This is a genomic window from Streptomyces flaveolus (assembly GCF_014648815.1).
Taxonomy (GTDB): Bacteria; Actinomycetota; Actinomycetes; order Streptomycetales; family Streptomycetaceae; genus Streptomyces; species Streptomyces flaveolus.
The window spans coordinates 705,414-730,948 of sequence record NZ_BMRV01000001.1; the positions used below are offsets into that span (position 1 = coordinate 705,414).

Consider the following 25,535-nt stretch of genomic DNA (forward strand, 5'->3'; position numbering starts at 1 on the left):
GTTCACGAGGGTCTCCCCCCGCGCCTCCGGCTACTCCCAGCGGAAGAACTTCCCGGCGGCCGCGAGCCCCACGACCGCCCACACGGCGAGGATCCCGAGGTCGCCCCACGGCATCCCGGCCCCGTGCTGCAGTACGTCCCGCAGCCCGTCCGACAGGGCGGACACCGGCAGCAGGCCGAGGACGTCCTGCGCCGCGTCCGGGAACTTGTCCAGCGGCACGATCACTCCGCCGCCCACCAGCAGCAGCAGGAAGACCAGGTTGGCGGCGGCGAGCGTCGCCTCCGCCTTGAGCGTGCCCGCCATGAGCAGCCCGAGCCCGGAGAAGGCCGCCGTGCCGACCACCATGAGCAGCAGCACGGCGAACGGGTTGCCGTGCGGCGACCAGCCCAGCGCGAAGGCGATCACCGTCAGCAGGACCACCTGGAGCACCTCGGTGACCAGCACGGACACCGTCTTCGCGGTCATCAGGCCCCAGCGCGGCAGCGGCGAGGCGGCCAGCCGCTTCAGCACCCCGTAGCGGCGCTCGAAGCCGGTGGCGATGGCCTGCCCGGTGAACGCCGTCGACAGCACGGCCAGCGCCAGGATGCCGGGGGCGAGGAAGTCCACGGCCTCGCCCGCGCCGGTGTCGACGATGTCGACCGAGCTGAACAGCACCAGCAGCAGCGTCGGGATGATCACCGTCAGCAGCAGCTGCTCGCCGTTGCGCAGCAGCATCTTCGTCTCGAGCGCGGCCTGCGTCGCGATCATGCGGCCGAGCGGCGCCGCGCCGGGCCGGGGGGCGTAGGCGCCCGCGGTCGTTGTCGTCGTCATGCGCGCAACTCCTTGCCCGTGAGCTCGAGAAAGACGTCCTCCAGGGTGTGCCGCTCCACCGAGATGCGGTCCGGCATCACCCCGTGCTGGGCGCACCAGGACGTCACCGTGGCCAGCAGTTGCGGGTCGACCTTGCCGACGACGCGGTAGGAGCCCGGCGTCAGCTCGGCGGCCGAGGACTCCGCGGGGAGGGCCTTGAGCAGGGAGGCGACGTCGAGCCCGGGCCGGCCGGTGAAGCGCAGCGTGTTCTCGGCGCCGCCGCGGCACAGCTCCTCGGGCGAGCCCTGGGCGACGACCCGGCCGGCGTCGACGATCGCGACGTCGTCGGCCAGCTGCTCGGCCTCGTCCATGTAGTGCGTGGTGAGGATCACCGACACGCCGTCGCCGCGCAGGTCCCGCACGAGGTCCCAGGTGGCGCGGCGGGCCTGCGGGTCCAGGCCGGCGGTCGGCTCGTCCAGGAAGACCAGCTCGGGGCGTCCGACCACGGCCATCGCGAGGGCGAGCCGCTGCTGCTGGCCCCCGGAGAGCCTGCGGTACGTCGTCCGGCCGCAGGAGCCCAGTCCGAGCCGCTCGATCAGCGCATCGACGTCCAGGGGGTGGGCGTGCAGCTTCGCGACGTGGCGCAGCATCTCGTCCGCGCGGGCGCCGGAGTAGACGCCGCCGGACTGGAGCATCACGCCGATCCGGGGACGGAGCTCGGGACCCTGCCGCACCGGGTCGAGACCCAGGACGCGCACCGTGCCGGAGTCCGGCCTGCGGTACCCCTCACAGGTCTCGACGGTGGTCGTCTTGCCGGCCCCGTTGGGGCCGAGTACGGCGGTGACACCCGCCCGGGCCACCAGGTCGAGGCCGTCCACCGCGGTCTTCGTGCCGTACCGCTTCACCAGGGCCTGGACCTGGACGACGGGCTCGCTTCGCATGGGTCACGAGTCTAGGTACGCCGCCGAGGGCTCAGGCGCGGGGGTGCGCGATGTCCTCCGCACGGGGACGGTGCAGCGGCAGCCACCGCTCGGCGTAGGCGACCGCGTCGGCCAGCGGGAACAGCCGTACGTCGGCCGCGCCGACCCGCCCGCGGACGACGGGCCGGTCCCGCTCGAAGTCGTGGCCCAGTTCGTCGAACCGTTCCGAGGTGATGGAGACCTCGGTCACCCGCTCCCAGCCCACCGGTCCCGGCCGCCCCACCTCCACCAGCGGGGAGGGGATCCGGTACTCGGCGAGGTGGAAGCCGGTGCAGGCCTCGTAGCCCGCCCCCAGCAGGAGTATCCGCGCGCCCAGCCGCTCCAGGGTCGCCAGGGGGCTGCGCTCGCCCAGCCGGCAGTCGGTCGCGTGCCCCTCGACCACCTCGGCGGCGCGCGGGCCGACCGCGGCGAAGGACGTCTGCGGGTGCGCGCTGCGCCGGGCCCCCGGCCAGGTGCGCACGGTCTCGGGGATCACGCCGACCCCGCGCGAGGGCGTGATCAGCGGGTCGTAGGCGGGCATCGCGGTGCGGATGGCGTCCCACCACTGCGCGGGCACCGGCGGATTGCTCCACAGGGCCGGATCGGACAGGTCGCCGGTCTGGGTGGGGACGACCAGAGTGCCGTCCGGGCCGAGCGCGTCCAGGAGTCCCTGGACGACCGCGACGGGGCCTCCGCAGACCCAGCCGAGGGAGCTGAGCGAGGAGTGCACGAGGAGGGTGTCGTCGGTCCGGACGCCCAGCTCACGCAGTCCGGCGGCGATGGTGCCGCGGGTGACGAGTGGGCCGGTCGGAGCGGGTGCGGGCATGCGGGCGAGTCTGGCCGAAGCTCGGCCCGGACGCCACCGTTTTGATCGATCAAAGATCGTTTCCGCAGGTCACCTTAGGTATACCTAAGTGACGCAGGGCACCATCCGGCCGTCCGGACGCGGCTTGCCCGCCCCTGAGGAATTACGCAACAATGGCGTTGTGAAAAACGTTGGCGAGGCTCCGCAGGAGGAACTCGCGACCGGTGAGCGGTCCACCCGCAACCGTGTCGCGCGCTCCATCCTGGACCACGGGCCGTCGACCGTCGCCGAGCTCGCCGGGCGTCTGGGGCTGACCCAGGCCGCCGTCCGGCGCCACCTCGACGCCCTGGTCGCCGACGACGTGGTCGAAGCCCGTGAACAGCGGGTCTACGGTACGCGCACGCGCGGGCGCCCGGCCAAGGTCTTCGCGCTCACCGACTGCGGCCGCGACGCCTTCGACCAGTCGTACGACAAGCTCGCCGTGGACGCCATGCGCTGGATCGCCGAGCAGGAGGGCGGGGAGCAGGCGATCGCCGCCTTCGCCCGTGCCCGGATCGCCGCCCAGGCCGGTGCGTACCGCAAGGCCGTCGAGGGCGTCGCCCCCGAGCAGCGGACACAAGCCCTGGCCAAGGCCCTGAGCGCGGACGGGTACGCTGCTACCGCGCGCAGCGCGCCCCGGCCCCAGCAGGGCGAGCAGCTCTGCCAGCACCACTGCCCGGTCGCCCACGTCGCCGAGCAGTTCCCGCAGCTGTGCGAGGCGGAGACGGAATTTTTCGCCGAGCTGCTCGGTACGCATGTGCAGCGGCTCGCGACCATCGCGCACGGCGACGGCGTCTGCACCACGTACGTTCCCAAGACTTCCAAGACCATCGACAACGCATCCGCAAGCACGGCCGGGAGGAACCCCGCATGACTCTCCCCACGGAGACTGCTCACCCTGAGCTCGAGGGCCTGGGCAAGTACGAGTACGGCTGGGCCGACTCCGACACGGCCGGCGCCTCTGCCAGGCGCGGCATCGACGAGGACGTCGTCCGGGACATCTCCGCGAAGAAGAACGAGCCGGAGTGGATGACCAAGCTCCGCCTCAAGGGCCTGCGCCTCTTCGAGAAGAAGCCCATGCCGAACTGGGGCTCGGACCTGTCGGGCATCGACTTCGACAACATCAAGTACTTCGTGCGCTCCACGGAGAAGCAGGCGGAGTCCTGGGAGGACCTGCCCGAGGACATCAAGAACACGTACGACAAGCTCGGCATCCCCGAGGCGGAGAAGCAGCGCCTCGTCGCCGGTGTCGCGGCCCAGTACGAGTCCGAGGTCGTCTACCACCAGATCCGCGAGGACCTGGAGGAGCAGGGCGTCATCTTCCTGGACACGGACACGGCCCTGAAGGAGCACCCGGAGCTCTTCAAGGAGTACTTCGGGACCGTCATCCCCGTCGGCGACAACAAGTTCGCGTCGCTGAACAGCGCCGTGTGGTCCGGCGGCTCCTTCATCTACGTCCCGCCGGGCGTGCACGTCGAGATCCCGCTCCAGGCCTACTTCCGCATCAACACGGAGAACATGGGCCAGTTCGAGCGGACCCTGATCATCGTCGACGAGGGTGCCTACGTGCACTACGTCGAGGGCTGCACGGCTCCGATCTACAAGTCGGACTCCCTGCACAGCGCCGTGGTCGAGATCATCGTCAAGAAGAACGCCCGCTGCCGCTACACGACCATCCAGAACTGGTCGAACAACGTCTACAACCTGGTCACCAAGCGCGCCGTGGCGTACGAGGGCGCGACCATGGAGTGGATCGACGGCAACATCGGCTCCAAGGTGACGATGAAGTACCCGGCCGTCTACCTGATGGGCGAGCACGCCAAGGGCGAGACCCTGTCCATCGCCTTCGCGGGCGAGGGCCAGCACCAGGACGCCGGTTCCAAGATGGTCCACATGGCGCCGAACACGTCCTCCAACATCGTCTCCAAGTCGGTGGCGCGCGGCGGCGGCCGTACCTCCTACCGCGGCCTGGTGGAGATCGGCGAGGGCGCGGCCGGATCGAAGTCGAACGTGCTGTGCGACGCGCTGCTCGTGGACACCATCTCCCGCTCCGACACGTACCCGTACGTGGACGTGCGTGAGGACGACGTGTCCATGGGCCACGAGGCGACCGTCTCCAAGGTCTCCGAGGACCAGCTCTTCTACCTGATGAGCCGCGGTCTGACCGAGTTCGAGGCGATGGCGATGATCGTGCGCGGCTTCGTCGAGCCGATCGCCAAGGAGCTGCCGATGGAGTACGCCCTCGAGCTCAACCGGCTGATCGAGCTGCAGATGGAAGGCGCGGTGGGCTGACCCGCCCCCGGTCCTGACCGTCCAGCCCCTTACGTAACGGAAAGCGAGCACTACGACAGCCATGGCTGAGGCTCAGAACATCCCGGTGGGCTCCACCACCGCCGGTGCGATCGCGGTGGCCGCCGAGGCCGACTCGACCGTCGCCACGCGCATGAGCGCGCCCCCGTCCTTCGACGTGGCGGACTTCCCGGTCCCCCACGGCCGCGAGGAGGAGTGGCGGTTCACCCCGCTGGAGCGGCTGCGCGGCCTGCACGACGGCACCGCCACCGTCACCGGCGAGGGCGTGAAGGTCACCGTCGAGGCGCCGGAGGGCGTCACCGTCGAGACCGTCGGGCGCGACGACGTCCGGATCGGCCGTGCGGGCGCCCCCGTGGACCGCGTCGCCGCCCAGGCGTACTCCGCCTTCGAGCAGGCCGGCGTGGTCACCGTCCCCAAGGAGACGGTGCTCACCGAGCCGATCCGCATCGCCGTGCACGGCGAGGGCGGGGTCGCCTACGGCCACCAGGTCGTCGAGCTCGGGGCCTTCGCCGAGGCCGTCGTGGTCATCGACCACACCGGTGACGCGGTGCTCGCCGCCAACGTCGAGTTCGTGCTCGGCGACGGCGCCAAGCTGACCGTCGTCTCCGTCCAGGACTGGGACGCCAAGGCCGTGCACGTCGGCCAGCACAACACCCTGATCGGTCGCGACGCCTCCTTCAAGTCCGTCGTCGTCACCTTCGGCGGCGACCTGGTCCGCCTGCACCCGCGCGTGCAGTACGCCGGCCCCGGCGGCGAGGCCGAGCTGTTCGGCCTGTACTTCACCGACAAGGGCCAGCACCAGGAGCACCGCCTCCTCGTCGACCACAACGTCCCGCACTGCAAGTCGAACGTCGTCTACAAGGGCGCGCTCCAGGGCGACGACGCGCACGCGGTGTGGATCGGCGACGTGCTCATCGAGGCCAAGGCCGAGGGCACCGACACCTACGAGATGAACCGCAACCTCGTCCTCACGGACGGAGCGCGGGTCGACTCGGTGCCGAACCTGGAGATCGAGACCGGCGAGATCGTCGGCGCCGGCCACGCCTCCGCCACCGGCCGCTTCGACGACGAGCAGCTCTTCTACCTGATGGCGCGCGGCATCCCCGAGATCGACGCCCGCCGCCTGGTGGTCCGCGGCTTCTTCGCCGAGCTGGTCCAGCAGATCGGTGTCCCGGACATCGAGGAGCGCCTCCTCACCAAGATCGAAGAGGAGCTGGAGGCGTCGGTCGCATGACCTTCGTACGCGTCTGTGGAGCGGACGAGCTGGAGGAGGACACCCCGAAGCGGGTGGAACTCGACGGCACGCCGATCTCCGTCGTGCGGACCGAGGGCGAGATCTTCGCGATCCACGACATCTGCTCGCACGCGAACGTCTCGCTGTCCGAGGGCGAGGTCGACGACTGCCACATCGAGTGCTGGCTGCACGGCTCGCGCTTCGACCTCCGCTCGGGCAAGCCCGACAGTCTTCCGGCGACGCGCCCCGTCCCCGTATACCCCGTAAAGATCGAAGGGGACGACGTGCTCGTCTCCCTCACCCAGGAGTCCTGAGGCACCCATGGCAACGCTTGAAATCCGAGACCTGCACGTCACCGTCGAGGCCGACAACGCCACGAAGGAGATCCTCAAGGGCGTCGACCTCACCGTGAGGCAGGGCGAGACGCACGCCATCATGGGCCCCAACGGCTCCGGCAAGTCGACCCTCGCCTACTCGCTCGCGGGTCACCCCAAGTACACGATCACCGGCGGCACCGTCACCCTCGACGGCGAGGACGTCCTCGAGATGTCCGTCGACGAGCGCGCCCGCGCCGGCCTCTTCCTCGCCATGCAGTACCCGGTCGAGGTCCCCGGCGTCTCGGTCTCCAACTTCCTGCGCACCTCCGCCACCGCCGTCCGCGGCGAGGCCCCCAAGCTGCGCACCTGGGTGAAGGAGGTCAAGGAGGCCATGGAGCGCCTCAACATGGACCCCGCCTTCGCCGAGCGCAACGTCAACGAGGGCTTCTCCGGCGGTGAGAAGAAGCGCCACGAGATCCTCCAGCTGGAGCTGCTCAAGCCGAAGGTCGCGATCCTCGACGAGACCGACTCCGGCCTGGACGTCGACGCGCTGCGCGTCGTCTCCGAGGGCGTGAACCGCGTCCGCGAGACCGGCGAGGTCGGCACCCTGCTGATCACCCACTACACGCGCATCCTGCGCTACATCAAGCCCGACCACGTCCACGTCTTCTCGGCCGGCCGCATCGTGGAGTCCGGCGGTGCCGAGCTCGCCGACAAGCTGGAGGAAGAGGGCTACGAGGCATACACGAAGGGTGGCGCATCCGCGTGACACAGCTGCCGGGCCTCCTCGACACCGAGGCGATCCGCAAGGACTTCCCGATCCTGGACCGAGTGATCCACGACGGCAAGAAGCTCGTCTACCTCGACAACGCCGCGACCTCGCAGACCCCGCGTCAGGTCATCGACGTGCTCAACGAGTACTACGAGCAGCACAACGCCAACGTCCACCGTGGCGTGCACGTCCTCGCCGAGGAGGCCACGGCGCTGTACGAGGGCGCGCGTGACAAGGTCGCCGAGTTCATCAACGCACCGTCGCGCGACGAGGTGATCTTCACCAAGAACGCCTCGGAGTCCCTCAACCTCGTGGCGAACATGCTCGGCTGGGCCGACGAGCCCTACCGCGTGGACCACGAGACCGAGATCGTCATCACGGAGATGGAGCACCACTCCAACATCGTGCCGTGGCAGCTGCTCGCGCAGCGCACGGGCGCGAAGCTCCGCTGGTTCGGTCTCACGGACGACGGCCGCCTGGACCTCTCGAACATCGACGAGGTCATCACCGAGAAGACGAAGATCGTCTCCTTCGTGCTGGTCTCCAACATCCTGGGCACCCAGAACCCGGTCGAGGCGATCGTGCGCCGCGCCCAGGAGGTCGGCGCCCTCGTGTGCATCGACGCCTCCCAGGCGGCGCCGCACATGCCGCTGGACGTACAGGCCCTCCAGGCCGACTTCGTCGCCTTCACCGGCCACAAGATGTGCGGCCCGACCGGCATCGGCGTCCTGTGGGGCCGCCAGGAGCTGCTGGAGGACCTCCCGCCGTTCCTCGGCGGCGGCGAGATGATCGAGACCGTCTCGATGCACTCCTCCACCTACGCCCCGGCACCGCACAAGTTCGAGGCGGGCACGCCGCCGGTCGCGCAGGCGGTCGGTCTCGGCGCGGCGATCGACTACCTCAACTCGATCGGCATGGACAAGATCCTCGCCCACGAGCACGCGCTGACCGAGTACGCGGTCAAGCGGCTGCTGGAGGTCCCGGACCTGCGCATCATCGGCCCCACCACGGCCGAGGAGCGCGGCGCGGCGATCTCCTTCACGCTGGGGGACATCCACCCGCACGACGTGGGCCAGGTCCTCGACGAGCAGGGCATCGCGGTCCGGGTCGGCCACCACTGCGCGCGGCCGGTCTGCCTGCGGTACGGAATTCCTGCGACCACGCGAGCGTCGTTCTATCTGTACTCCACGCCGGCCGAGATCGACGCGCTGGTCGACGGCCTGGAGCACGTACGGAACTTCTTCGGCTGACGGGACGAGCGAATCGCATGAAGCTGGACTCCATGTACCAGGAAGTCATCCTGGACCACTACAAGCACCCGCACGGGCGTGGTCTGAGGGATGGCGACGCCGAGGTGCACCACGTGAACCCGACGTGCGGTGACGAGATCACGCTGCGCGTGAAGTACGACGGCACGACGATCAGCGACGTCTCGTACGAGGGGCAGGGCTGCTCGATCAGCCAGGCCTCCGCCTCCGTACTGAACGACCTGCTGGTCGGCAAGGAACTCGCCCAGGCGCAGAAGATCCAGGAGACCTTCCTGGAGCTGATGCAGTCCAAGGGGAAGATCGAGCCCGACGACGCCATGGAGGACGTCCTGGAGGACGCGGTCGCGTTCGCCGGGGTGTCGAAGTACCCGGCCCGGGTGAAGTGCGCCCTGCTGAGCTGGATGGCCTGGAAGGACGCGACGGCCCAGGCGCTGGACGCCGACGCCGAGAAGGAGACGACGGCATGAGCGAGACCGTGGAGATGAAGCCGGCCTCGGAGGAGGAGCTCCGCGAGGCCCTGATGGACGTCGTCGACCCCGAGCTGGGCATCGACGTCGTCAACCTGGGCCTGATTTACGGCATCCACGTCGACGACGCGAACATCGCGACCGTCGACATGACCCTGACGTCGGCGGCCTGTCCGCTGACGGACGTGATCGAGGACCAGGCCAAGTCCGCCACGGACGGCCTCGTCAACGAGCTGCGCATCAACTGGGTCTGGATGCCGCCGTGGGGCCCGGACAAGATCACGGACGACGGCCGCGAGCAGCTGAGGGCGCTCGGGTTCAACGTCTGAGACACCCTGCTCGCGAGAACGGCGGTACCCCTCGGGTGCCGCCGTTCTCCCGTCTGCGACCGACCCCGTTATGTACGCTCGTACACATGGGATACCTGCTCCTGGCCGGAGCCATCGCCGCCGAGGTCGCCGGGACCACCGCCATGAAGTACAGCGAGGGCTTCAGCCGGCCGGTGCCGTCCGTGCTCACCGCCCTCGGCTACCTGATCTCCTTCGCACTGCTCGCCCAGACCCTGAAGACCCTCTCCGTCGGCACGGCCTACGCCATCTGGTCCGGCGTGGGCACGGCGGCCATCGCCACGATCGGGATGGCCTTCATGGGAGAGGGGATGACCCTCACCAAGGCGGCGGGCATCGCGCTGATCATCGTCGGCGTGGTGGTGCTGAACCTGGGCGGGGCGCACTGATGGCGCGGCGCTACGACCCCGAGCGGCGGCAACGGATCATCGACGCGGCGATCCGGGTCGTCGGGGCGAAGGGCATCGCGGGGCTCAGCCACCGCACGGTCGCCGCGGAGGCGGACGTGCCGCTCGGCTCCACGACGTACCACTTCGCGACCCTCGACGACCTCCTGGTCGCCGCCCTGCGCCAGGCCAACGAGGGCTTCGCCCGGGTCGTCGCCGCGCACCCGGCGCTGTCGGACCCCGCGGCCGACCTGCCGGCCGAACTGGCCCGCGTCCTCGGCGAGTGGCTGGCCGGTGACCGGACGGGGGTCGAGCTGGAGTACGAGCTGTACCTGGCCGCGCTGCGCCGTCCGGCGTTGCGGCCGGTCGCCGCGGAGTGGGCGGAGGGCGTGGGCACCCTCCTCGCCGCCCGCACGGACCCGGTCACGGCGCGGGCGCTGGTGGCCGTGCTGGACGGGATCTGCCTCCAGGTCCTGCTGACGGACGCGCCGTACGACGAGGAGTACGCGCGGGTGGTGCTGGAGCGGGTGCTGGGGTGAAGGGGGCGGTGCTCGGGCGGGGCGATTCCGCGCCGTTCCGAGGACGGACACCCCCCGGCGCGGCTCCGACCCACCCCACCACCCACCGCGCTACGCGCACCCCCAATGAAGCCGCGCAGGCCGCCGCGGGCATCCGCTCGCCACGTGAGATGCCCCGCCGGCCGGTTCGCACCCGATGCCCCCGGCCGGTTAGGTTGCCCTCATGACCGACACGACTGCTCCTCGCACCACCGGCGCCGTGGCCGCCGGGCTTGCCACGATCGCCGCCGACGGCACCGTCCTCGACACCTGGTTCCCCGCCCCCGAACTGTCCGCCGAGCCCGGCCCGGCCGGCACCGAGCGGCTCTCCGCCGAGCAGGCCGCCCAGTTGCTCGGCGGCGGCGCGACCGCGGCGGTCGGTCCGGACGCCCGTCGCGGCGTCGAGGTGGTCGCGGTCCGCACGGTCATCGCCTCGCTCGACGACAAGCCGATCGACGCCCACGACGTCTACCTGCGCCTGCACCTGCTCTCGCACCGCCTGGTCAAGCCGCACGGCCAGAACCTCGAGGGCATCTTCGGCCACCTCGCCAACGTCGCCTGGACCTCGCTCGGTCCGGTCGCCGTCGACGACGTCGAGAAGGTCCGCCTCAACGCCCGCGCCGAGGGTCTGCACCTCCAGGTGACCTCGATCGACAAGTTCCCCCGCATGACGGACTACGTCGCCCCCAAGGGCGTCCGCATCGCCGACGCCGACCGCGTCCGCCTCGGCGCGCACCTCTCCGAGGGCACCACCGTCATGCACGAGGGCTTCGTCAACTTCAACGCCGGCACGCTCGGCACGTCGATGGTCGAGGGCCGCATCTCCGCGGGCGTCGTCGTCGGCGACGGCTCGGACATCGGCGGCGGCGCCTCCACCATGGGCACGCTCTCCGGCGGCGGCAACGTGATCATCTCCATCGGCGAGCGCTGCCTGGTCGGCGCCGAGGCGGGCGTCGGCATCGCGCTCGGCGACGAGTGCGTGGTGGAGGCCGGCCTGTACGTCACCGCGGGCACCCGCGTCACCATGCCCGACGGCCAGATCGTCAAGGCCCGCGAACTCTCCGGCGCCTCCCACATCCTCTTCCGCCGCAACTCGGTCACGGGCGCGGTCGAGGCACGCCCGAACAACGCGGTGTGGGGCGGCCTGAACGACGTCCTGCACAGCCACAACTGATCACGGGCGGCCGTGACTTACGGCCGCCTTATCGATCAACGCCCTGACCTGCTGCTGAGTTGTCGGCAGTTGTCGACGTTGGTCGGCATTGAGCGCCCTTCTACGGCCCCAGGACGGCCCGGGAGGGCGCTCGTACGTAGGAACCTTGCCGCAAGCCGTCACCCACTTTTGTAGTTCAAGAAAGCTCGTCCGGACGCTAGTAGTGAGTGCACCCATTCGGGGGTCGTGAATTCCTTCTCCGCGTTGCGGCGAACTGGGATCGAGAAGGATGAGGTTCGGATTCGCGAAGTATTATCGCCAATCGTTCCACCCTTAACAATGAAGGGCATTTTGGCCTCTTGCTGTTCTGGCACTTGCACGACTAGAAGGTCGCCTCCCTCGACGCTAACTACGTCGAACGAGATCCCTTCAATGGCAGGAATTACTCTTTCTGATACAGCCTGTTGGTACGTTTGAACATTGATTGATCCGTTTCTGCAGGGGGTGATTGCGCTGATGACGTCCCGCCCCTGTGAGTCTTTATTGGTTGTGATGCCAACCACGATTATTCCTCCTCCCGCGTTTGCGAATGATGCGACGTCGCAGGCAAACTCGTGCTTCTGAGATTTATCTGAGATTCCGTAGCTCTGTTTGACCTCAAGCCAGTCATTTTCGATCCGTCCGATTAGGCAGGAGGCCTGCCCGGCAATCGTCAACGCAAGCACGCCCTGGGGGGTGGATGGATCCATATTCTTGTATCGGAGCAGGGATTCGAAGCACCGTGCGACTTCAACGCAGTGTCCTACGGTGCGGCCAAGATCCGGGATCACCTGAAAGCTCCAGGCCGGTGCCTCCGCAAGCCCAGCGCAGAACCTCACATCGGTGATTTCTCCGAGCGAATGTCGGATGTAACCTCCGACCCGCTCCATCACCTCTTCCTCCTTCTCTGTGTACGGAAAATCGGCCGAGAGGGAGGCTTGCAGGACGTCTTGTTCAAGGTAAACGAGCAGTCCGCCTATTCGGGTTTCTGTATAGTGGCCGCCGCTTTGGCGTCGCGCAATCTCCCAATCGCTCAGCAAGTTGATGTCAACGGGGTCAAATTCTATAAATAGCTCGACTGTTATTGGTTTGTTTTTTCTTTTGGATACATGTTTCTCGATTTTTTGTAAACGATCTCGCAAGTGGTTAAGAGATGTGTCGCGCAATTCCTCGTGATTGACGTGGAGTGAGTTGTACTTGTCCAGCTGCACTTGTGTCCCGTTGGGCAAGGTGAGGCATTCATTTTCTGGTGAACGGGGTCGTTCCTTCATGGCGGATCTCCTTTCGGCATTCCAAGGATGCCAGGTTCTCTGTGGCTGCGAGGGGTGTTTCGTGTTTCGTGCACGCCAGGTCGGCGGAGCGGATTTGGGCTGGAGCTGCTTTGGGGCGAGTGATCTTGGCCCCGTAAGCTGATGGCGAGTCGGGCAGTCTGTGGACCTGCCCGTTAAAGCACGACGTTGGGGCCAAGATCTTAGAGGCTCGCCCCAAAGTGGCTGCCTAAAGCCGTGGAGCCGACCGCCCCAGCCACAGAGGGGTTCTCCCCACTTCATGCCCGCAGCCGCCGGGCGCGGCCAGCCGGGGCGAAGACAGGAGGCGGGCCGCGCCGTAGAGGCGGCGCGCGCCCGCGCCGTGCGCGGGCCTTGATGAAGTAGGGAAAGTTGTACCGCATCTATGATCGGCATCGCTCGATCGTGGCCCTGTCGGCTCACCGGACGTCTCGGATACCGTTCCAGGGATGCCTTCTGCGCGGGACACGCCTCAGGGAGCGTCTGCACTCGCGAGTCCCTACTTCCTCAGCTCGGGACTGCCGCCGGCGTTCCTCTCGGACGTGAGAACGGCTGCACGCTCTCCGGCACTTCTACGCCTCGGTGCTCCTGGACGCGGGGGAGAGCATCAAGGCCCTGAGCGAGTACCTGGGTCACCACGATCCGAGCTTCACCCTGCGCACGTACACGCACCTGATGCCGAACAGCGAGGCACGCACCCGGGCCGCCGTGGATCGCGTCTTCCGGGACCCGGAGAGTACCGAGGACGGCCCCGAAACGGCCCCAGGGGCAGGCTGACCTCCTGACCTGCATCGCGATCAGAACAGCCACAACTGACCGGCCCCGCCCGGCGGGTGCAGCGCCCTTCCGACGGCCCCGGCGGCCCTCGTCGGGAGGGCGCTCGTGGGTTCTCGGCGAGGATTCACGTGTTGGCGGCGCCGTAGTGCAGGGCGTCGCCCTGTGGCAGCAGGTACCCGATGTCCCGCGTCCGCGGCAACCTTCCCGCCAGCGTCGATGCGTCGGTGCAACCGGAGACCTCGAAGCCGATGACCCCCAGGCCGAAGGGGGCGCTCCGGTAGGTCTCGGTCCCGATGGCGGCCAGCCAGTCGTCCATCACGTCGGACCTGAAGAACGGCCGACCGTCCCCGTAGGCAAGACCCGCGTGATCCAGCGCACCCAGGGGGACGTAGAAGTCCAGCCAGTCGCCGCTCTCGTCGCCGCCGCGGATCGCCACGCACCCGCACACGACCAGTTGGCCCGTCGGGAGCCGGACCTGTCCGTGAAGGTGGCCGAACTCGGTCAGGGAGCCGACCGTGCACGGCACGGGATCCTGCTCCTCGGGTTCACGGTCCCGGTGCCCGAAGCAGCCCTGGACGTCCGCGGCGGACCACAGGGCGCTCAGGACGGGCTGAAGCCGGGCGTCCTCGCTCGAGCCCACCTCCATGGCCAACTCGTAGTAGCCACCGGACCAGTTCGTCCGGTCCCGGAACGCAGCGGGGCTCGTCATGACGTGATCATGCGGCAGATGTCGGTCCCGGGCCACCGTCGGGATCGTGTCGGCCCTTCGGCAACGGCGTAGGGCACTTCCCCGTACGGATGACTCCGCGTGACTTTCCGGTGGGGTCGGCGGATGAACCGGTGGACACAGAGTCCGATCAGACGCCGATCCGACGAAACGAGGAGCCTGGGATGACGAACGAGCGGGCGAGGGGTGTGGCGCGTTGGCTGGCCGGGGCGGGTGCCGCGGTGCTGGTGTGCTGGGTGCCGGCGGGGGCCGCGCACGCCGACGAGACGACCACCGGCTCGCACAACGGGCCCCGATTCGGGCTCCTCAACGCCCATGTGGGGCAGATCGACGACCCGATGGAGGACGTGCTGGAGCACACGCTGCTGTTCGGTGACGGTTACGCCTGGAACTGAGCCGCGTCGGAGGCGAGTTCGGCGTACGCCGTCAGCAGCCGGTCGGTCGTCCCGGGGTCCGCGGGGCGCAGGGGTGCGCGGACCGGGCCCGCGGGCAGGCCCAGCGCGTTCAGGAGGGCCTTGGCGGTGACCGTGCCGGGCAGGTCCGAGGCCATCATCAGCTCGGTGAGGCGGATCGTCCGCCGCTGGAGCCGGGCCGCCTCCCGGGTGTCGCCCGCGTCGAAGGCGTCCAGGACGGCCCGGAACGGCTCCGGTGCGACGTTGGCGACCGTGCTGACACAGCCCGCGGCGCCGATCGCGTACAGGGCGAGGATCTGCTCGTCGCAGCCCGCGTAGTACGCCAGGTCCGTGCGGGAGAGCACCTTCTGGGTGCCGAGGAGGTCGTAGGAGCAGTCCTTGACCGCCACGACGCGGGGGTGTCCGGCCAGCCGGACGATCGTGTCGGGCTCGATGCGGGTGCCGGTGCGGCCCGGGATGTCGTAGAGCATGACCGGCAGCCCGCAGGCGTCCGCGATCTCCCGGAAGTGGGCCTCCAGCGCGTCCTGGGGAGGCCTGCTGTAGTACGGCGCGACCACCAGCAGGCCGTCCGCGCCGGCCTTCTCCGCGGCCCGCGCCAGCTCCACCGTGTGCCGGGTGTCGGCGGTGCCCACCCCGGCGACCAGCGCCGCCCGGTCCCCGACGGCCTCCCGCACCGCCGTGACCAGCGCCGCCTTCTCCGCGTCCGTGGTGGTCGGCGACTCGCCCGTCGTGCCGGACAGCACCAGACCGTCGCAGCCCCGCGACACCAGCCGGTCCGCGAGCCGCTGCGCACCGTCCAGGTCGAGCGTGCCCGCCTCGGTGAAGGGGGTGACCATGGCGCACAGGGCGCGGCCGAAGGGACGGGGAGGGGCGGCGGGTGCGGGGTGGCTCTCAGTCGTCATGGAGGTAGTGTCGGCCGACCGATGGTGTAGCTCTACTTAAATTATCTACGGAATATGGGTAAGTGATGCTGACCGGTCGAGCGCGAGGGTAGTGCCCGTCGGGCGGGGGTACCCGGATGCCTCCGAACCGAGAGGAGGCGGAACACCGTGACCGGGACCATGCACACCAGGCCTGTGCACGACGAGCACCACTCCGTGGGCGAACTCGTCGGTCAGGCCACCGAACAGCTCTCCCGGCTCGTGCGCCAGGAAGTGGCCCTTGCCAAGGTGGAGCTGGCCGAGAAGGGCAAGCGCGTCGGGCGCGGCGGCGGAATGCTCGGTGCCGCGGGCGCCATCGCCTACGTGGGCCTGTTCGCCCTGGCCGGCACGGCCACCGCCGCACTCTCGCTGGCGCTGCCCGTCTGGGCCGCGGCACTCATCGTGACGGCGGTGCTCTTCGTGATCGCGGGCATCCTGGCCATGACCGGCCGCGCCCAGCTCCGCCGGGCCGCACCCCCCACGCCCGAGCAGACCCTCGGCAGTGTCAGGGCCGACGTGGACGAGATCAGGGAAAGGGCGCATCGATGACCGACGCGACGAGCGGAGACGGCGCGAGGACCGGCTCCACCGCGCAGCCGACCGGCGGGGCCAAGGGGCCCGACGAGCTGCGACGGCAGATCGAACAGACCCGCAGCCAGCTCGGCGACACCGTGGAGGAGCTGGCGGGGAAGGCGGACGTGAAGGGCCGCGCCAAGGCCCGGGCCGCCGACCTCAGGGACAAGGCCGGTGCCATGACCGTGCAGCTGCGCAGCTCCGCCGCGCAGGCCGGTCACAGCGTGCAGGACAAGGCGAGCCGCGCAGGTCACACCGTGCACGACAAGGCGGACCGGGCCGGTCACACCGCCCAGCACCAGGCCCGGCAGCGGGTGCCCGAGCGGGTGCGCGGCGTGGTCCAGGCCGGGATGCGGCATCCGCGTCCGGTGCTCGTCGCCGGCGCGGCGGCCGGTGCGGTGGTCGCGGCGGGTGTGCTGCGGCGCCGGCGGCACGGGCACTGCTGATTCCGGAGACGGCGCGACGAGGGGGCCCCTGCGCGGGGCCCCTCGTCGTTCCTGTTCCGATGCCGTCGGTCCGGGGTTGACCTCAACCTTGGTCGAGGTCGGAGGGTGGTGCGTGCACCCGACGACCACCGATCAGTGGAGGCCGGCATGACCCGCCGTACCGACGCACACCCCGAACTCGCCCGCCCCGGCGCGCGGGCACCCTTCTTCAGCACCTGGCGCGTCGGCACCCCCCTGCGGCAGCGGCAGACCGTCGACGCCATCGCCCGCACCTGGCAGCACCGTCCCTGGCCCGCCGGCGACCTGCTGAGCTACCACGTCTACACCGGCCACGACGGCAGCACACTTCTGCACCACTCGCAGTGGGCGAGCGAGCAGGCGTACGAGGCCTTCGTCAAGACGCACCGGCAGGAGCGCGTCGACGAGATCGACACCGCCGTGCCGGGCATCGAACGGCTGGGACTCGGCCGGTACCGGCGCCACGGCAGTCGGGAGCGCCAGGCCGGGGACACCCGGGTCCCCGGCCTGATCGTGACCGTCCGGATCGACTTCGCCCAGGACGCGGCGGAGCGCCGCGGCGACTGGGTCGACCTCGTGCTCGAGGCGCTCGCCGACGACCCGGTGGGGCACCGCGGCCTGATCTCGGCCCACTTCCACCTGAGCACCGACGGCACCCATGTGCTGAACTACGCCGAGTGGGAGAGCGCCCACGCCTACGACGCCGCCCTGGCCGCGCCGGGCGAGGGCATCGGCGCGGCCACCGACCAGTGGGACCGGGTGCGGACCCATCCGGACGTACGGGGCTTCACCGGCAGCCGGTACGACCACGCCCTCGGCCTGACGCCCGGGTAGGCCCCCTGCCGCTACGGACGGAAGCGCAGCACCTGCGGGTCGTGGTCGCTGATCTGGTCGGGGAACTCGGCGTTGATGTGCACGCTGTCGTAGGACAGGTGCCCGCTGCGCCGGATCGACGGGCTGACCAGGATCTGGTCCAGGACCTGGCTGTTGCCCTGGTAGACGTACGAGTAACGCTCGCTGCGCGGCAGGGACTTGACCGCCGACCACAGCGCGCCGTCGTCCTCCAGGATCTGCGCCGTCCCGGAGAACTCGAAGTCGTTGATGTCGCCGAGGGCGATGACGTCCGCGTTCTTCTGGGCGGCGAGGATCTCCTTGACGAAGGTGTTCACGGCCTTCGCCTGGGCGTGGCGCTGGATCTCCGAGCTGCGCACCGGCGGCTGGTACTGCGCGGTCAGGCCCTGGTCGCCGCCCTTGGAGTTGAAGTGGTTGGCGAGGACGAAGACCGTCCGGCCGCGGAAGACGAACTCGCCGGCCAGCGGCTTGCGGCTGTTCTCCCAGGCCGCGTTCGCCGGGTCGACGCGGCCGGGGGAGTGCGTGAGCACCGCCTTGCCGCGCACCTTCGCCACCCCGGTCGCGGTGGTCGCGTCGCCGGCCTCGCGGTCGGTGAAGGAGACCCGCTCCGGGTTGAACAGGAACGCCTGGCGGATGTTGCCGCCGGGCTCGCCGCCGTCCGCCCTGTCGACCGGGTCGATGCCCCGCCACTCGTAGCGCGGGCCGCCCGCCGCGACGATCGCGTCGATCAGCTTGCCGACCGTCACGTCGGCGGCCACCGTGCCGTCGTCCTTGGCGCCGTTGTTGTCCTGGATCTCCTCCAGGGACACGATGTCGGGCGACTTCAGGTGGTGCACGATCGCGTCGGCGTGCGCGGCGAAGGTGGCGTCGGACGGGTCGAGGTTCTCGACGTTGTACGTGGCCACCGCCAGCTCGCGGTCGCTCTGCGCCCGCGTCGACTCACGCTCGGTGCCCCCGCTCCGCAGGGCGCCGATCTCGCTCGCGACCAGCGTGTAGCCGCCGAACTGGTTGTAGTCCAGCGGGCCGGCGGTCGTGCCGGCGAGGGTGTCGCCGACGGTGGCGGCGGGGAAGTCGGCCGGCTTGCCCAGGGACTGGATCTGGAGCCGGCCGGTGTTCTGGGAGTCGTAGGAGCCGTAGACCGTGCCGCCGCGGCGGTCGGCGTTCTCCCACGGCTTCACCGTGACCCACAGCTCGGTGTACGGGTCGGAGGCGCCGACCACGCGGGCGTCGGCGACCCGGACGTTCATGCCCTCCAGGGACTCGTAGTAGTCCAGGGCGTACTGCTCCGGGTGCAGCGGCAGGGCGTTGACCGAGCCGTTCGCGGCCGGGTCGCCCTCGGGGGCGTAGTCGCGCGGCACGGACCGGGCGGAGACGGTCGTCGCGGCCGGGACCGCGTTGCCGCTCGAGACGACGGTGACCGTCGGGCGGGTGATCTCGGTCAGCGACTGGTTGCCGGACGAGGTGCCGCCCGGGACGAACTCCGAGACCGTGCCGGAGACGGTGACCGCGTCACCGACGGCGACCTTCGGGGTGGAGCTCGTGAAGACGAAGACGCCCTCACTGGTGGCCGGATCCGCGTCCGGCTGGGAGTCCTGCATCCAGAAGCCTCTGGAGGAGCCGTAGCCGCGGACGCCGGTGACGATTCCGGCCACGTCGGTGACCTGCCGTCCGGCGTACGGCGACAGCCGGGTCGTGCCCTGGATGTCGTGGATGCGCACCGAGTCGGCGTGCGCGGGCGAGGTGAGGACGACGGTGGACGCAGCCGAGCAGACGGCAGCGACGGTGAGCGCGGCGAGGCGCGCGGAGGACTTGCTGGCCAACGGGATCCCTCCGGGGACGAGACAGAGCGCCGGGACGAGGGTGGGACGCGAGGGGCCCCAGGGTCCACGTGGACCTGAGTGAACACTTGTCCCCCCGCTTTCTACGCGCGTCAATCTCCTGCCTGCTCAGGTCAGTTGTCAAGGTTTCGGCCATGTACGGCACCCGACGGGGAGATGAACCGGGCGGCATCGGTGGAAACCCGTCTAGGCTGAGCGGCTGAGCCGTACGGCGGTGAGGATGGCCGTACGGCGGTCGAGGCGCGCTAGGAGAATCAGCCGATGTCAGACAGCTCCACCCTGCCGCCCGCACGGCTGCGACCCGAAGCGGAGCTGGCCCGCGACGCGCTGTCCACGCCGGTGCTCTCCCGGGCGGCCCGGCTCGCCCGCTGGGCCGGGCCGGACACCCGCGTCGACGCCGGCGGCGGGCTCGTCGAGGAGCAGCTGCCGGCCGCGGCCGAGCTGCTCGGGCTGACCGGGGACGACGCCGCGGCCTACGCGAGCGAGGCGTGGCGGATCGCGGTGGACACCGGGCTGGTGGAGATCACCGACGAGGAGCAGGGCACCGTCACCACGGGCGAGGACCTCGCCCTGCTCACGGGCGGCTCCCCGCAGGACGTGCTCGGCGTGTGGCTCACCGCACTGGAGACGGTGCTCGCCGACGCGAGCGTGCCCGACCTGGACGACATCGTCGACGCGATGGCCGAGGGCGGCGAGGTCGACCTGTCGTCCCTCGGCTGGGACCCCGAGTCCGAGGCGGAGTTCCTCGACGGCGTGCTCGGCAACCTGTACCTGCTCACCGTCGGCGAGGACGGGTCCGACGACACCCCCGTGCCGCTGCCGGCGCTGGCCGCGTCCGTCATCGTGCCCAGCGACATGGGCGAGCCCACCAACGACGTCCTGGAGCAGGTCTCCGACGCGATGATGCGGCTGGACGACCAGTTCCGGCTGCTGGAGCCCGTCGGCCTCGTCACCTACCAGCCGGTGGACGAGGCGCTGATGGCCGACGCGGACGAGGAACCCGCGGCGCCCGTCGACGAGGCCGACGTCGCCCGCTACGGCATGGTCCGGCTCACCCCGCTCGGGCTGTACGCGCTGCGCACCCGGCTGCTGGAGGCCGGCTTCGAGGCACCCGCCGTCGGGGACCTCGCCGACAAGGGCGCCGACGCGCTGCTGGACGGCACGGCGTCCTTCCCGCCGGTGTCGGCCCACGCCGAGACCGAGCTGTGGCTGGCCCACCGCGAACCGCTCGCCGCGGCGCGCGAACTGCTGGCCGCGGCCCGCGGCTCGGACGCCGGCGCGCCCCTGCGCCGACTGCGCTGCCAGCAGGCGCTGTCCCTGGTCGGCGCCGGGGCCGAGCCCGCGCTGCGGGAGGTCCTCGACGACGCGGAACTCGGGGGGCTGGCCCGGGTCTGGCTGACCGAGCACGGGGCGCGGGACGTGCCCGCACCGCCGCAGGAGATGGTCTTCTGGCTGACCATCGACACGGTCGCTGCGCAGCTCGCCGCCGAGGGGAACTCCGAGGAACTGCGGGCCCTCGTGCAGGGGCTGGCCATGCAGCACAGCGGGTTCTTCGACACCGCCTGGCGGGTCGGGCACCCGGCCACGGCGGACGTCCTGGAGGCGATGGGGCGGCTGCACCCCGACAAGAAGGTGGCCAAGGAAGCGCGCAAGGCGGCGTTCAAGGCGAGGTCGCAGCACGGGGGTTGAGCGGGCCTGGGCGACCGGGGTGTCCCGGAGCCCTTGGTCCGGCGGACCGGCGGGTGGGTGACGCGGCCCGGCGCCTGCGCGGTGCCCCGTGCTGCCGCGGGTGCCGGGTGGGTGACGCGGCCCGGTGCTTGCCGGGCGCCGCAGCGCCCGCCCGTGCTGCGCTTGGCGGCACCCATGCCCGCGGTTGTGGCCCCCCGTGCGGATTCACTCAAGTGGGCAGGGGGGCGTCGTGTTCAGTTCAGCTGGTGTTCAGACGCGGGCGACAGCGTGACGCCGAACCGAGGTCCGCCACCCTCCACGGCACGCTCATCGTCACAGGAGACACCATGTCGCTCACCCGCAGGGACTTCGCCAGCCGATCCGCACTCACCGGTGCCGGAGTCGTGCTGGCGGGCAGTGTCGGCGCCCTCGCCACCGCCCCGCAGGCCCTCGCGTCCACCGACACCGAGAGCGCGGAGGCGCACGGCCACGGCCACGACCACGGCGGGGTCGGCTACGGACCGCTGGTCCCCGACCCGGACGGCATCCTCGCCCTGCCCGCCGGCTTCCGGTACGACATCGTCACGTACAGCGGCCGGACCAAGCTGGAGACGGGCGAGTACACCCCCTCCAACCACGACGGCACCGCCACCTTCGAGGGCCCGCGGGGCGCCACCCTCCTCGTCAACAACCACGAACTCGGCGGCCCCCGCACCAAGTGGGACCACCCGGTGCCGCTCACCGAGGGCCTGGTCTACGACCCGGCGGCCGCCGGCGGCTGCACGGTCGTCGAGGTCCGCCGCGGCGGCCACGTCGCCGAGTGGGTCGGCATCGCGGGCACCGCCACCAACTGCGCGGGCGGCAGCACCCCGTGGGGCACCTGGCTGACCTGCGAGGAGACCGAGGACAAGGCCGGCAAGAACGGCATGACCAAGGACCACGGCTACGTCTTCGAGGTCGACCCCGAGGACCGCCGCGCCAACCGGAACCCCAAGCCGATCAAGGCGCTTGGCCGCTACGCCCACGAGGCCGTCGTCATCGACCCCAAGCGCGGCCACGCGTACCTCACGGAGGACGCCTCCGGCCCCAACGGCCTGTTCTACCGCTGGACCCCGCCGGAGGGCTTCCGGCACGGCCGGGGCCGGCTGCGCACCCTCGCCGACGACGCCGGCGTCCTCGAGGCGTTCAAGTGCTTCGACTCCGGCGGCAAGTTCGTCGACGACCTCTCCCGCGCCACGAAGACCGGCACGGTCTACGGCGTCGACTGGGTCGAGGTCCCCGACCGTGACGCGAAGACCACGTCCGTGCGCAAGCAGTTCACCGACGGCCAGGTCACCCGCGCCCGCAAGCTGGAGGGCATGTGGTGGGCCGACGGCGGCGCCTACGTCGTCTCCTCCTTCGCCCGTGAAGAGAGCCCCCGGCCGCACGACGGCCAGGTCTGGTTCTACGACCCCAAGCGCCGCACCCTCACCCTGAAGGTCCTCCTCGGCGTCAACCCCGACCCCTCCGCCGACGGTGCCTTCGACGGCCCCGACAACATCACCGTCTCGCCCTACGGCGGCCTCGTCATCGCCGAGGACGGCGACGGCGTCCAGCACCTGTTCGGCGCCACGGACAGCGGCCGTACCTACCCCATCGCCCGCAACGAGCTGAACATCGGGTCCGAAGAGGAGCCCGAGTACAGCGAATTCACCGGCGTCACCTTCTCGCCCGACGGCCGGACCCTGTACGCCAACATCCAGACGCCCGGCATCATGCTCGCCATCACCGGGCCGTGGAAGCGGCAGAAGCGCGGCAATTAATTCGCTCGCCCGACCGGTGGCCGCCCTTTTAGAGTGATGCACGTCCAGGTGCGAAGGCAGGACCTACTTCCACTCATAATGGGGCGGTCACGGGTTCGAGTCCCGTCTCCGGCGCAACGCGCCGGTGTAGCTCAGGGGTTAGAGCACCTTGTCGGTTCCGCCGACCTGAACTCTGGACACCGAAAACTTCACGCACCTCCCGGTGCGCGGGCCGCGGCTACTTCTTCTCGACAAAGAACCCGATGCCGCGGCCGACTTGATCTCGGGAGGCGCAGCGAATGGCAGGGTGTCCGGTGCGCAGGCAGCGGATACTTCCTTGACCGGAATGTTGCGGGGTTCGAATCCTCGTCACCGACTTCGGGTCGGTGTAGCTCAATCGGCAGAGCGTCCGGATAGTCCCGTCGCCGATTCCGACCTCGGGCACCCTTCCTTCGCCACGCCTCCCTCCGGACGAATTCGGGGGAATTCATCATGGCGCGATTCAACACCAGGTCCGCGAAGGCGCAGCCCACCTCGCGCGTGACGTCCACGGGCCGCGTCCTCACCACCCACCAGGGCGGCCGGGGCCACGAGCGTGACCCGCGCTCCGAGCTCTTCCTGCTGGCGGTCGGCAACTTCGTGTCGCAGCAGACCTTCTACGAGTCCGGCGCCGACCGCGACGACCGGTTCGCCGGGCTCGTGCGCGAACTCGCCCTCACCGACCCGTCCTGGACGGCCGGCCTGCTCGGCTGGCTGCGCGGCGAGGGCAACCTGCGCACCGCCTCGATCGTCGGCGCCGCCGAGTACGTCAAGGCCCGCCTCGACGCCGGCGCCACCGACGGCCCCACCAACCGCGAGGTCGTCGCCTCGGTGCTCCAGCGGCCAGACGAGCCCGGCGAGCTGCTGGCCTACTGGACGGCGACGTACGGCCGCGCCGTGCCCAAGCCGGTCAAGCGGGGGATCGCCGACGCCGTTCGGCGGCTCTACCACGGCACGTCGCTGCTGAAGTACGACACCGTGTCCAAGGGGTACCGCTTCGGCGACATCCTCAACCTGGTGCACGCGGCGCCGGACCCGGACAAGCCGTGGCAGGGCGAGCTGTTCCGGTACGCGCTGGACCGCCGGCACAATCCCGACACCGCGGTGCCGCCCGCGTCGAACCGCGTCCTGGTCGCACACCGCGAGCTGATGGCGCTGCCCGTCGAGCGGCGGCGGGCGGTCGTCACCGCACCCGACGGTGCCGAGCGGCTCGCGGCGGCGGGCATCACCTGGGAGATGCTGGCCGGCTGGCTCCAGGGCCCGATGGACAAGGCGGCGTGGGAAGCCGTTATCCCGTCCATGGGTGCCATGGCGCTCATCCGAAACCTGCGCAACTTCGACGAGGCCGGCGTGTCCGACGAGGTCGCCGCACAGGTCGCGGCGCGGATCAGCGACCCGGAGCAGGTGGCGCGCTCGCGGCAGTTTCCCTTCCGCTACCTCGCCGCGTACCGGCACGCGCCGTCACTGCGCTGGTCGTACCCGCTGGAGCAGGCGCTCGGCCACTCGCTGGCCAACGTGCCCGCGCTGCCCGGCCGGACACTGGTCCTCGTGGACCGCTCGGGCTCCATGTTCCACTCGCGGATGTCCGACCGCTCGGAGCTCAACCGGGCCGACGCGGCGGCGGTCTTCGGCACGGCGCTCGCACTGCGGGCGGCGGACGCCGACCTCGTCGAGTTCGGGACGACCAGCAGGCGCGTGACGTTCCGCCGCGGCGAGTCGGTGCTGAAGATCCTGGGCCGCTTCGGCGACCTGGGCGGCACCGACACGACCGAGGCGGCCCGCCGGCACTACCGGAAGCACGACCGGGTGCTGATCGTCACCGACGAGCAGTACGCGTACAGCCGGCACGGCGACCCGACCGAGCAGGTCCCGGCGGACGTGCCGGTCTACACCTGGAACCTCGCCGGGTACCGGGCGGGCCACGGCCCGTCGGGCCGGGCGAACCGGCACACCTTCGGAGGTCTCTCGGACGCGGCCTTCCGGATGGTCCCGCTGCTCGAGGCCGCCCGGGACGCCGACTGGCCCTGGGCGGCGGCCTGACGCCACCGGCCCCCGCGGCCCGCGCCCACGCACGACGGGTGCGGGCCGCGGGCGCTCACCGGGCCGCTCGCCCGGCCGTGCGGACCCCGCGCGGTAGGCTGCCGGGGAGGTTCCCCGGCGGGCAGGGAGTAGTGGGATGGCGCAGGTCAGGCCCATGCGGGCGGATGCCCGGCGCAATCGTGAGCGGTTGCTCGCGGTGGCGGTGCAGGCCTTCGCCGAGCGCGGTGAGGGCGCCTCGCTGGACGACATCGCCAAGCGCGCCGGGGTCGGCGTCGGCACCCTGTACCGGCATTTCCCGACGCGTCGGGCGTTGCTGGAGGCCGCCTACCTGGAACGGATCGAGGCGATCGCCGCCCGCGCCGACGTGATCGCGGCCGGACGGCCGGCGGGCGAGGCGCTCGTCGCGTGGCTCGGCGAACTCGCCGTCGGGATGCTCCAGGTGCGCGGCCTGAAGGCGCTGCTGGGCACGGCCGTCACCGGCGGCGGGGGCGCGGTGGGCGCGGCGTGCGGTGACTGCGTGCGCGGGGCGGCGACGCGGCTGGTCCGGGCGGCGCAGGACGAGGGCGCGCTGCGCCGCGACGTCGAGCCCGTCGAGGTGCTGCGGCTGGTGCACGGCGTGGTGACGGCGTCCGAGATGGCCGGCGCGGAGGACGGGACGTCCGTACGGCGGTATCTGTCGCTGGTGGTGGACGGTCTGCGGGCGTAGGGCCGCGGC

Annotated in this window: 27 protein-coding genes and 1 tRNA gene; 21 read left to right on the forward strand and 7 right to left on the reverse strand. The window is 70.6% G+C overall.

Going from position 1 to position 25,535, the window contains the following annotated elements:
- Positions 1 to 30: 30 nt before the first annotated feature.
- Genes IEZ05_RS03165 through IEZ05_RS03175 form a run of 3 tightly spaced genes read right to left on the reverse strand, consistent with a single transcriptional unit; the run spans position 31 to position 2,574 of the window.
- Entirely contained in the window at positions 31 to 810 is a 780-nt protein-coding gene (locus IEZ05_RS03165; protein ID WP_189228400.1) for an ABC transporter permease, read from the reverse strand.
- Entirely contained in the window at positions 807 to 1,730 is a 924-nt protein-coding gene (locus tag IEZ05_RS03170; protein WP_189228401.1) for an ABC transporter ATP-binding protein, read from the reverse strand. Before IEZ05_RS03170 ends, IEZ05_RS03165 begins: the two co-directional genes overlap by 4 nt.
- Before the next feature lie 31 nt (positions 1,731 to 1,761).
- A complete protein-coding gene (locus tag IEZ05_RS03175) occupies positions 1,762 to 2,574 on the reverse strand; it encodes an AAC(3) family N-acetyltransferase (RefSeq protein ID WP_189228402.1) in 813 nt (270 codons plus the stop codon).
- 160 nt (positions 2,575 to 2,734) lie between these two features.
- On the opposite strand from IEZ05_RS03175, the gene IEZ05_RS03180 reads away from it, so the two are divergent.
- The 11 genes from IEZ05_RS03180 to dapD all read left to right on the forward strand — a co-directional run bounded on the left by IEZ05_RS03180 (position 2,735) and on the right by dapD (position 11,424).
- Entirely contained in the window at positions 2,735 to 3,466 is a 732-nt protein-coding gene (locus tag IEZ05_RS03180) for a helix-turn-helix transcriptional regulator (protein WP_189228403.1), read from the forward strand.
- Positions 3,463 to 4,884 carry a Fe-S cluster assembly protein SufB gene (sufB, locus tag IEZ05_RS03185; protein WP_189228404.1) on the forward strand — a complete coding sequence of 474 codons (1,422 nt, stop codon included), beginning with the start codon at positions 3,463 to 3,465 and terminating at the stop codon, positions 4,882 to 4,884. Before IEZ05_RS03180 ends, sufB begins: the two co-directional genes overlap by 4 nt.
- A 61-nt stretch (positions 4,885 to 4,945) precedes the next feature.
- Complete coding sequence (gene sufD / locus IEZ05_RS03190) at positions 4,946 to 6,136, forward strand: Fe-S cluster assembly protein SufD (RefSeq protein WP_189228405.1); 1,191 nt, start codon at positions 4,946 to 4,948, stop codon at positions 6,134 to 6,136.
- Positions 6,133 to 6,450, forward strand: coding sequence for a non-heme iron oxygenase ferredoxin subunit (locus IEZ05_RS03195; RefSeq protein ID WP_189228406.1), 318 nt, complete (start codon positions 6,133 to 6,135; stop codon positions 6,448 to 6,450). Before sufD ends, IEZ05_RS03195 begins: the two co-directional genes overlap by 4 nt.
- Before the next feature lie 7 nt (positions 6,451 to 6,457).
- Positions 6,458 to 7,222 (forward strand): Fe-S cluster assembly ATPase SufC, encoded by a 765-nt coding sequence (sufC, locus tag IEZ05_RS03200; protein ID WP_189228407.1) that lies wholly within the window; start codon positions 6,458 to 6,460, stop codon positions 7,220 to 7,222.
- The gene (locus tag IEZ05_RS03205; protein WP_189228408.1) at positions 7,219 to 8,475 is read left to right on the forward strand and encodes a cysteine desulfurase; all 1,257 of its coding nucleotides are present in this window, start codon (positions 7,219 to 7,221) and stop codon (positions 8,473 to 8,475) included. The genes sufC and IEZ05_RS03205 overlap by 4 nt, the downstream gene beginning before the upstream one ends.
- Positions 8,476 to 8,492: 17 nt before the next feature.
- The gene (gene sufU / locus IEZ05_RS03210) at positions 8,493 to 8,960 is read left to right on the forward strand and encodes a Fe-S cluster assembly sulfur transfer protein SufU (RefSeq protein WP_189228409.1); all 468 of its coding nucleotides are present in this window, start codon (positions 8,493 to 8,495) and stop codon (positions 8,958 to 8,960) included.
- Positions 8,957 to 9,289 carry a metal-sulfur cluster assembly factor gene (locus IEZ05_RS03215; protein WP_009187969.1) on the forward strand — a complete coding sequence of 111 codons (333 nt, stop codon included), beginning with the start codon at positions 8,957 to 8,959 and terminating at the stop codon, positions 9,287 to 9,289. The genes sufU and IEZ05_RS03215 overlap by 4 nt, the downstream gene beginning before the upstream one ends.
- Positions 9,290 to 9,375: 86 nt before the next feature.
- The gene (locus IEZ05_RS03220; protein ID WP_189228410.1) at positions 9,376 to 9,696 is read left to right on the forward strand and encodes a DMT family transporter; all 321 of its coding nucleotides are present in this window, start codon (positions 9,376 to 9,378) and stop codon (positions 9,694 to 9,696) included.
- On the forward strand, positions 9,696 to 10,232 hold the full coding sequence (locus IEZ05_RS03225; protein WP_189228411.1) for a TetR/AcrR family transcriptional regulator: 537 nt from the start codon (positions 9,696 to 9,698) through the stop codon (positions 10,230 to 10,232). The genes IEZ05_RS03220 and IEZ05_RS03225 overlap by 1 nt, the downstream gene beginning before the upstream one ends.
- A 202-nt stretch (positions 10,233 to 10,434) precedes the next feature.
- Positions 10,435 to 11,424 carry a 2,3,4,5-tetrahydropyridine-2,6-dicarboxylate N-succinyltransferase gene (dapD, locus tag IEZ05_RS03230; RefSeq protein WP_189228412.1) on the forward strand — a complete coding sequence of 330 codons (990 nt, stop codon included), beginning with the start codon at positions 10,435 to 10,437 and terminating at the stop codon, positions 11,422 to 11,424.
- 158 nt (positions 11,425 to 11,582) lie between these two features.
- On the opposite strand, the gene IEZ05_RS03235 is transcribed toward dapD, so the two are convergent.
- Positions 11,583 to 12,713: an AlbA family DNA-binding domain-containing protein gene (locus IEZ05_RS03235; protein WP_189228413.1), complete on the reverse strand. Its 1,131-nt coding sequence runs from the start codon at positions 12,711 to 12,713 to the stop codon at positions 11,583 to 11,585.
- Between the two features lie 597 nt (positions 12,714 to 13,310).
- Between IEZ05_RS03235 and IEZ05_RS03240 the strand changes: the two genes are divergently transcribed.
- Positions 13,311 to 13,505, forward strand: coding sequence for a site-specific integrase (locus tag IEZ05_RS03240; protein WP_229869557.1), 195 nt, complete (start codon positions 13,311 to 13,313; stop codon positions 13,503 to 13,505).
- A 124-nt stretch (positions 13,506 to 13,629) separates the two neighbouring features.
- Here the strand turns inward: IEZ05_RS03240 and IEZ05_RS03245 are convergent, their stop codons facing one another.
- Entirely contained in the window at positions 13,630 to 14,214 is a 585-nt protein-coding gene (locus IEZ05_RS03245; protein WP_229869558.1) for a hypothetical protein, read from the reverse strand.
- A 182-nt stretch (positions 14,215 to 14,396) separates the two neighbouring features.
- Here IEZ05_RS03245 and IEZ05_RS03250 point away from each other — a divergent pair, with 182 nt between their 5' ends.
- A complete protein-coding gene (locus IEZ05_RS03250) occupies positions 14,397 to 14,627 on the forward strand; it encodes a hypothetical protein (protein WP_189228414.1) in 231 nt (76 codons plus the stop codon).
- Here IEZ05_RS03250 and dapA read toward each other — a convergent pair.
- Complete coding sequence (gene dapA / locus IEZ05_RS03255) at positions 14,612 to 15,547, reverse strand: 4-hydroxy-tetrahydrodipicolinate synthase (protein WP_189228415.1); 936 nt, start codon at positions 15,545 to 15,547, stop codon at positions 14,612 to 14,614. The genes IEZ05_RS03250 and dapA overlap by 16 nt on opposite strands.
- A gap of 147 nt (positions 15,548 to 15,694) precedes the next feature.
- Here dapA and IEZ05_RS03260 point away from each other — a divergent pair, with 147 nt between their 5' ends.
- The 3 genes from IEZ05_RS03260 to IEZ05_RS03270 all read left to right on the forward strand — a co-directional run bounded on the left by IEZ05_RS03260 (position 15,695) and on the right by IEZ05_RS03270 (position 17,436).
- On the forward strand, positions 15,695 to 16,114 hold the full coding sequence (locus tag IEZ05_RS03260) for a phage holin family protein (RefSeq protein WP_189228416.1): 420 nt from the start codon (positions 15,695 to 15,697) through the stop codon (positions 16,112 to 16,114).
- Positions 16,111 to 16,584 (forward strand): DUF3618 domain-containing protein, encoded by a 474-nt coding sequence (locus IEZ05_RS03265; protein WP_189228417.1) that lies wholly within the window; start codon positions 16,111 to 16,113, stop codon positions 16,582 to 16,584. Before IEZ05_RS03260 ends, IEZ05_RS03265 begins: the two co-directional genes overlap by 4 nt.
- Before the next feature lie 147 nt (positions 16,585 to 16,731).
- On the forward strand, positions 16,732 to 17,436 hold the full coding sequence (locus tag IEZ05_RS03270) for an antibiotic biosynthesis monooxygenase (RefSeq protein ID WP_189228418.1): 705 nt from the start codon (positions 16,732 to 16,734) through the stop codon (positions 17,434 to 17,436).
- An 11-nt stretch (positions 17,437 to 17,447) separates the two neighbouring features.
- Here IEZ05_RS03270 and IEZ05_RS03275 read toward each other — a convergent pair whose 3' ends face one another.
- Positions 17,448 to 19,274, reverse strand: coding sequence for an endonuclease/exonuclease/phosphatase family protein (locus tag IEZ05_RS03275; RefSeq protein WP_189228419.1), 1,827 nt, complete (start codon positions 19,272 to 19,274; stop codon positions 17,448 to 17,450).
- A 279-nt stretch (positions 19,275 to 19,553) separates the two neighbouring features.
- Between IEZ05_RS03275 and IEZ05_RS03280 the strand changes: the two genes are divergently transcribed.
- The 5 genes from IEZ05_RS03280 (at position 19,554) to IEZ05_RS03300 (ending at position 25,526) form a co-directional block, all read left to right on the forward strand.
- Complete coding sequence (locus tag IEZ05_RS03280; RefSeq protein WP_189228420.1) at positions 19,554 to 20,981, forward strand: hypothetical protein; 1,428 nt, start codon at positions 19,554 to 19,556, stop codon at positions 20,979 to 20,981.
- Between the two features lie 326 nt (positions 20,982 to 21,307).
- A complete protein-coding gene (locus IEZ05_RS03285; RefSeq protein WP_189228421.1) occupies positions 21,308 to 22,762 on the forward strand; it encodes an alkaline phosphatase PhoX in 1,455 nt (484 codons plus the stop codon).
- Between the two features lie 31 nt (positions 22,763 to 22,793).
- Positions 22,794 to 22,873 (forward strand) — tRNA-Met (locus IEZ05_RS03290).
- Positions 22,874 to 23,233: 360 nt separating this feature from the next.
- Positions 23,234 to 24,820: a TROVE domain-containing protein gene (locus IEZ05_RS03295; protein ID WP_189228422.1), complete on the forward strand. Its 1,587-nt coding sequence runs from the start codon at positions 23,234 to 23,236 to the stop codon at positions 24,818 to 24,820.
- Positions 24,821 to 24,956: 136 nt separating this feature from the next.
- Complete coding sequence (locus IEZ05_RS03300) at positions 24,957 to 25,526, forward strand: TetR/AcrR family transcriptional regulator (RefSeq protein WP_189228423.1); 570 nt, start codon at positions 24,957 to 24,959, stop codon at positions 25,524 to 25,526.
- The last annotated feature ends 9 nt before the right edge of the window (positions 25,527 to 25,535 follow it).

What these genes read in the sequence shown, in the direction of transcription:
- IEZ05_RS03270 (WP_189228418.1), top strand. Translation starts at nt 16,732, where the DNA reads ATGACCCGCCGTACCGACGCACACCCCGAACTCGCCCGCCCCGGCGCG.
- IEZ05_RS03295 (WP_189228422.1), top strand. Translation starts at nt 23,234, where the DNA reads ATGGCGCGATTCAACACCAGGTCCGCGAAGGCGCAGCCCACCTCGCGC.
- sufC (WP_189228407.1), top strand. Translation starts at nt 6,458, where the DNA reads ATGGCAACGCTTGAAATCCGAGACCTGCACGTCACCGTCGAGGCCGAC.
- IEZ05_RS03300 (WP_189228423.1), top strand. Translation starts at nt 24,957, where the DNA reads ATGGCGCAGGTCAGGCCCATGCGGGCGGATGCCCGGCGCAATCGTGAG.
- IEZ05_RS03280 (WP_189228420.1), top strand. Translation starts at nt 19,554, where the DNA reads ATGTCAGACAGCTCCACCCTGCCGCCCGCACGGCTGCGACCCGAAGCG.
- dapD (WP_189228412.1), top strand. Translation starts at nt 10,435, where the DNA reads ATGACCGACACGACTGCTCCTCGCACCACCGGCGCCGTGGCCGCCGGG.
- IEZ05_RS03175 (WP_189228402.1), bottom strand. Translation starts at nt 2,574, where the DNA reads ATGCCCGCACCCGCTCCGACCGGCCCACTCGTCACCCGCGGCACCATC.
- IEZ05_RS03265 (WP_189228417.1), top strand. Translation starts at nt 16,111, where the DNA reads ATGACCGACGCGACGAGCGGAGACGGCGCGAGGACCGGCTCCACCGCG.
- IEZ05_RS03215 (WP_009187969.1), top strand. Translation starts at nt 8,957, where the DNA reads ATGAGCGAGACCGTGGAGATGAAGCCGGCCTCGGAGGAGGAGCTCCGC.
- IEZ05_RS03245 (WP_229869558.1), bottom strand. Translation starts at nt 14,214, where the DNA reads ATGACGAGCCCCGCTGCGTTCCGGGACCGGACGAACTGGTCCGGTGGC.
- IEZ05_RS03285 (WP_189228421.1), top strand. Translation starts at nt 21,308, where the DNA reads ATGTCGCTCACCCGCAGGGACTTCGCCAGCCGATCCGCACTCACCGGT.
- IEZ05_RS03170 (WP_189228401.1), bottom strand. Translation starts at nt 1,730, where the DNA reads ATGCGAAGCGAGCCCGTCGTCCAGGTCCAGGCCCTGGTGAAGCGGTAC.
- IEZ05_RS03225 (WP_189228411.1), top strand. Translation starts at nt 9,696, where the DNA reads ATGGCGCGGCGCTACGACCCCGAGCGGCGGCAACGGATCATCGACGCG.
- IEZ05_RS03195 (WP_189228406.1), top strand. Translation starts at nt 6,133, where the DNA reads ATGACCTTCGTACGCGTCTGTGGAGCGGACGAGCTGGAGGAGGACACC.
- IEZ05_RS03220 (WP_189228410.1), top strand. Translation starts at nt 9,376, where the DNA reads ATGGGATACCTGCTCCTGGCCGGAGCCATCGCCGCCGAGGTCGCCGGG.
- sufB (WP_189228404.1), top strand. Translation starts at nt 3,463, where the DNA reads ATGACTCTCCCCACGGAGACTGCTCACCCTGAGCTCGAGGGCCTGGGC.
- IEZ05_RS03250 (WP_189228414.1), top strand. Translation starts at nt 14,397, where the DNA reads ATGACGAACGAGCGGGCGAGGGGTGTGGCGCGTTGGCTGGCCGGGGCG.
- dapA (WP_189228415.1), bottom strand. Translation starts at nt 15,547, where the DNA reads ATGACGACTGAGAGCCACCCCGCACCCGCCGCCCCTCCCCGTCCCTTC.
- sufU (WP_189228409.1), top strand. Translation starts at nt 8,493, where the DNA reads ATGAAGCTGGACTCCATGTACCAGGAAGTCATCCTGGACCACTACAAG.
- sufD (WP_189228405.1), top strand. Translation starts at nt 4,946, where the DNA reads ATGGCTGAGGCTCAGAACATCCCGGTGGGCTCCACCACCGCCGGTGCG.
- IEZ05_RS03235 (WP_189228413.1), bottom strand. Translation starts at nt 12,713, where the DNA reads ATGAAGGAACGACCCCGTTCACCAGAAAATGAATGCCTCACCTTGCCC.
- IEZ05_RS03165 (WP_189228400.1), bottom strand. Translation starts at nt 810, where the DNA reads ATGACGACGACAACGACCGCGGGCGCCTACGCCCCCCGGCCCGGCGCG.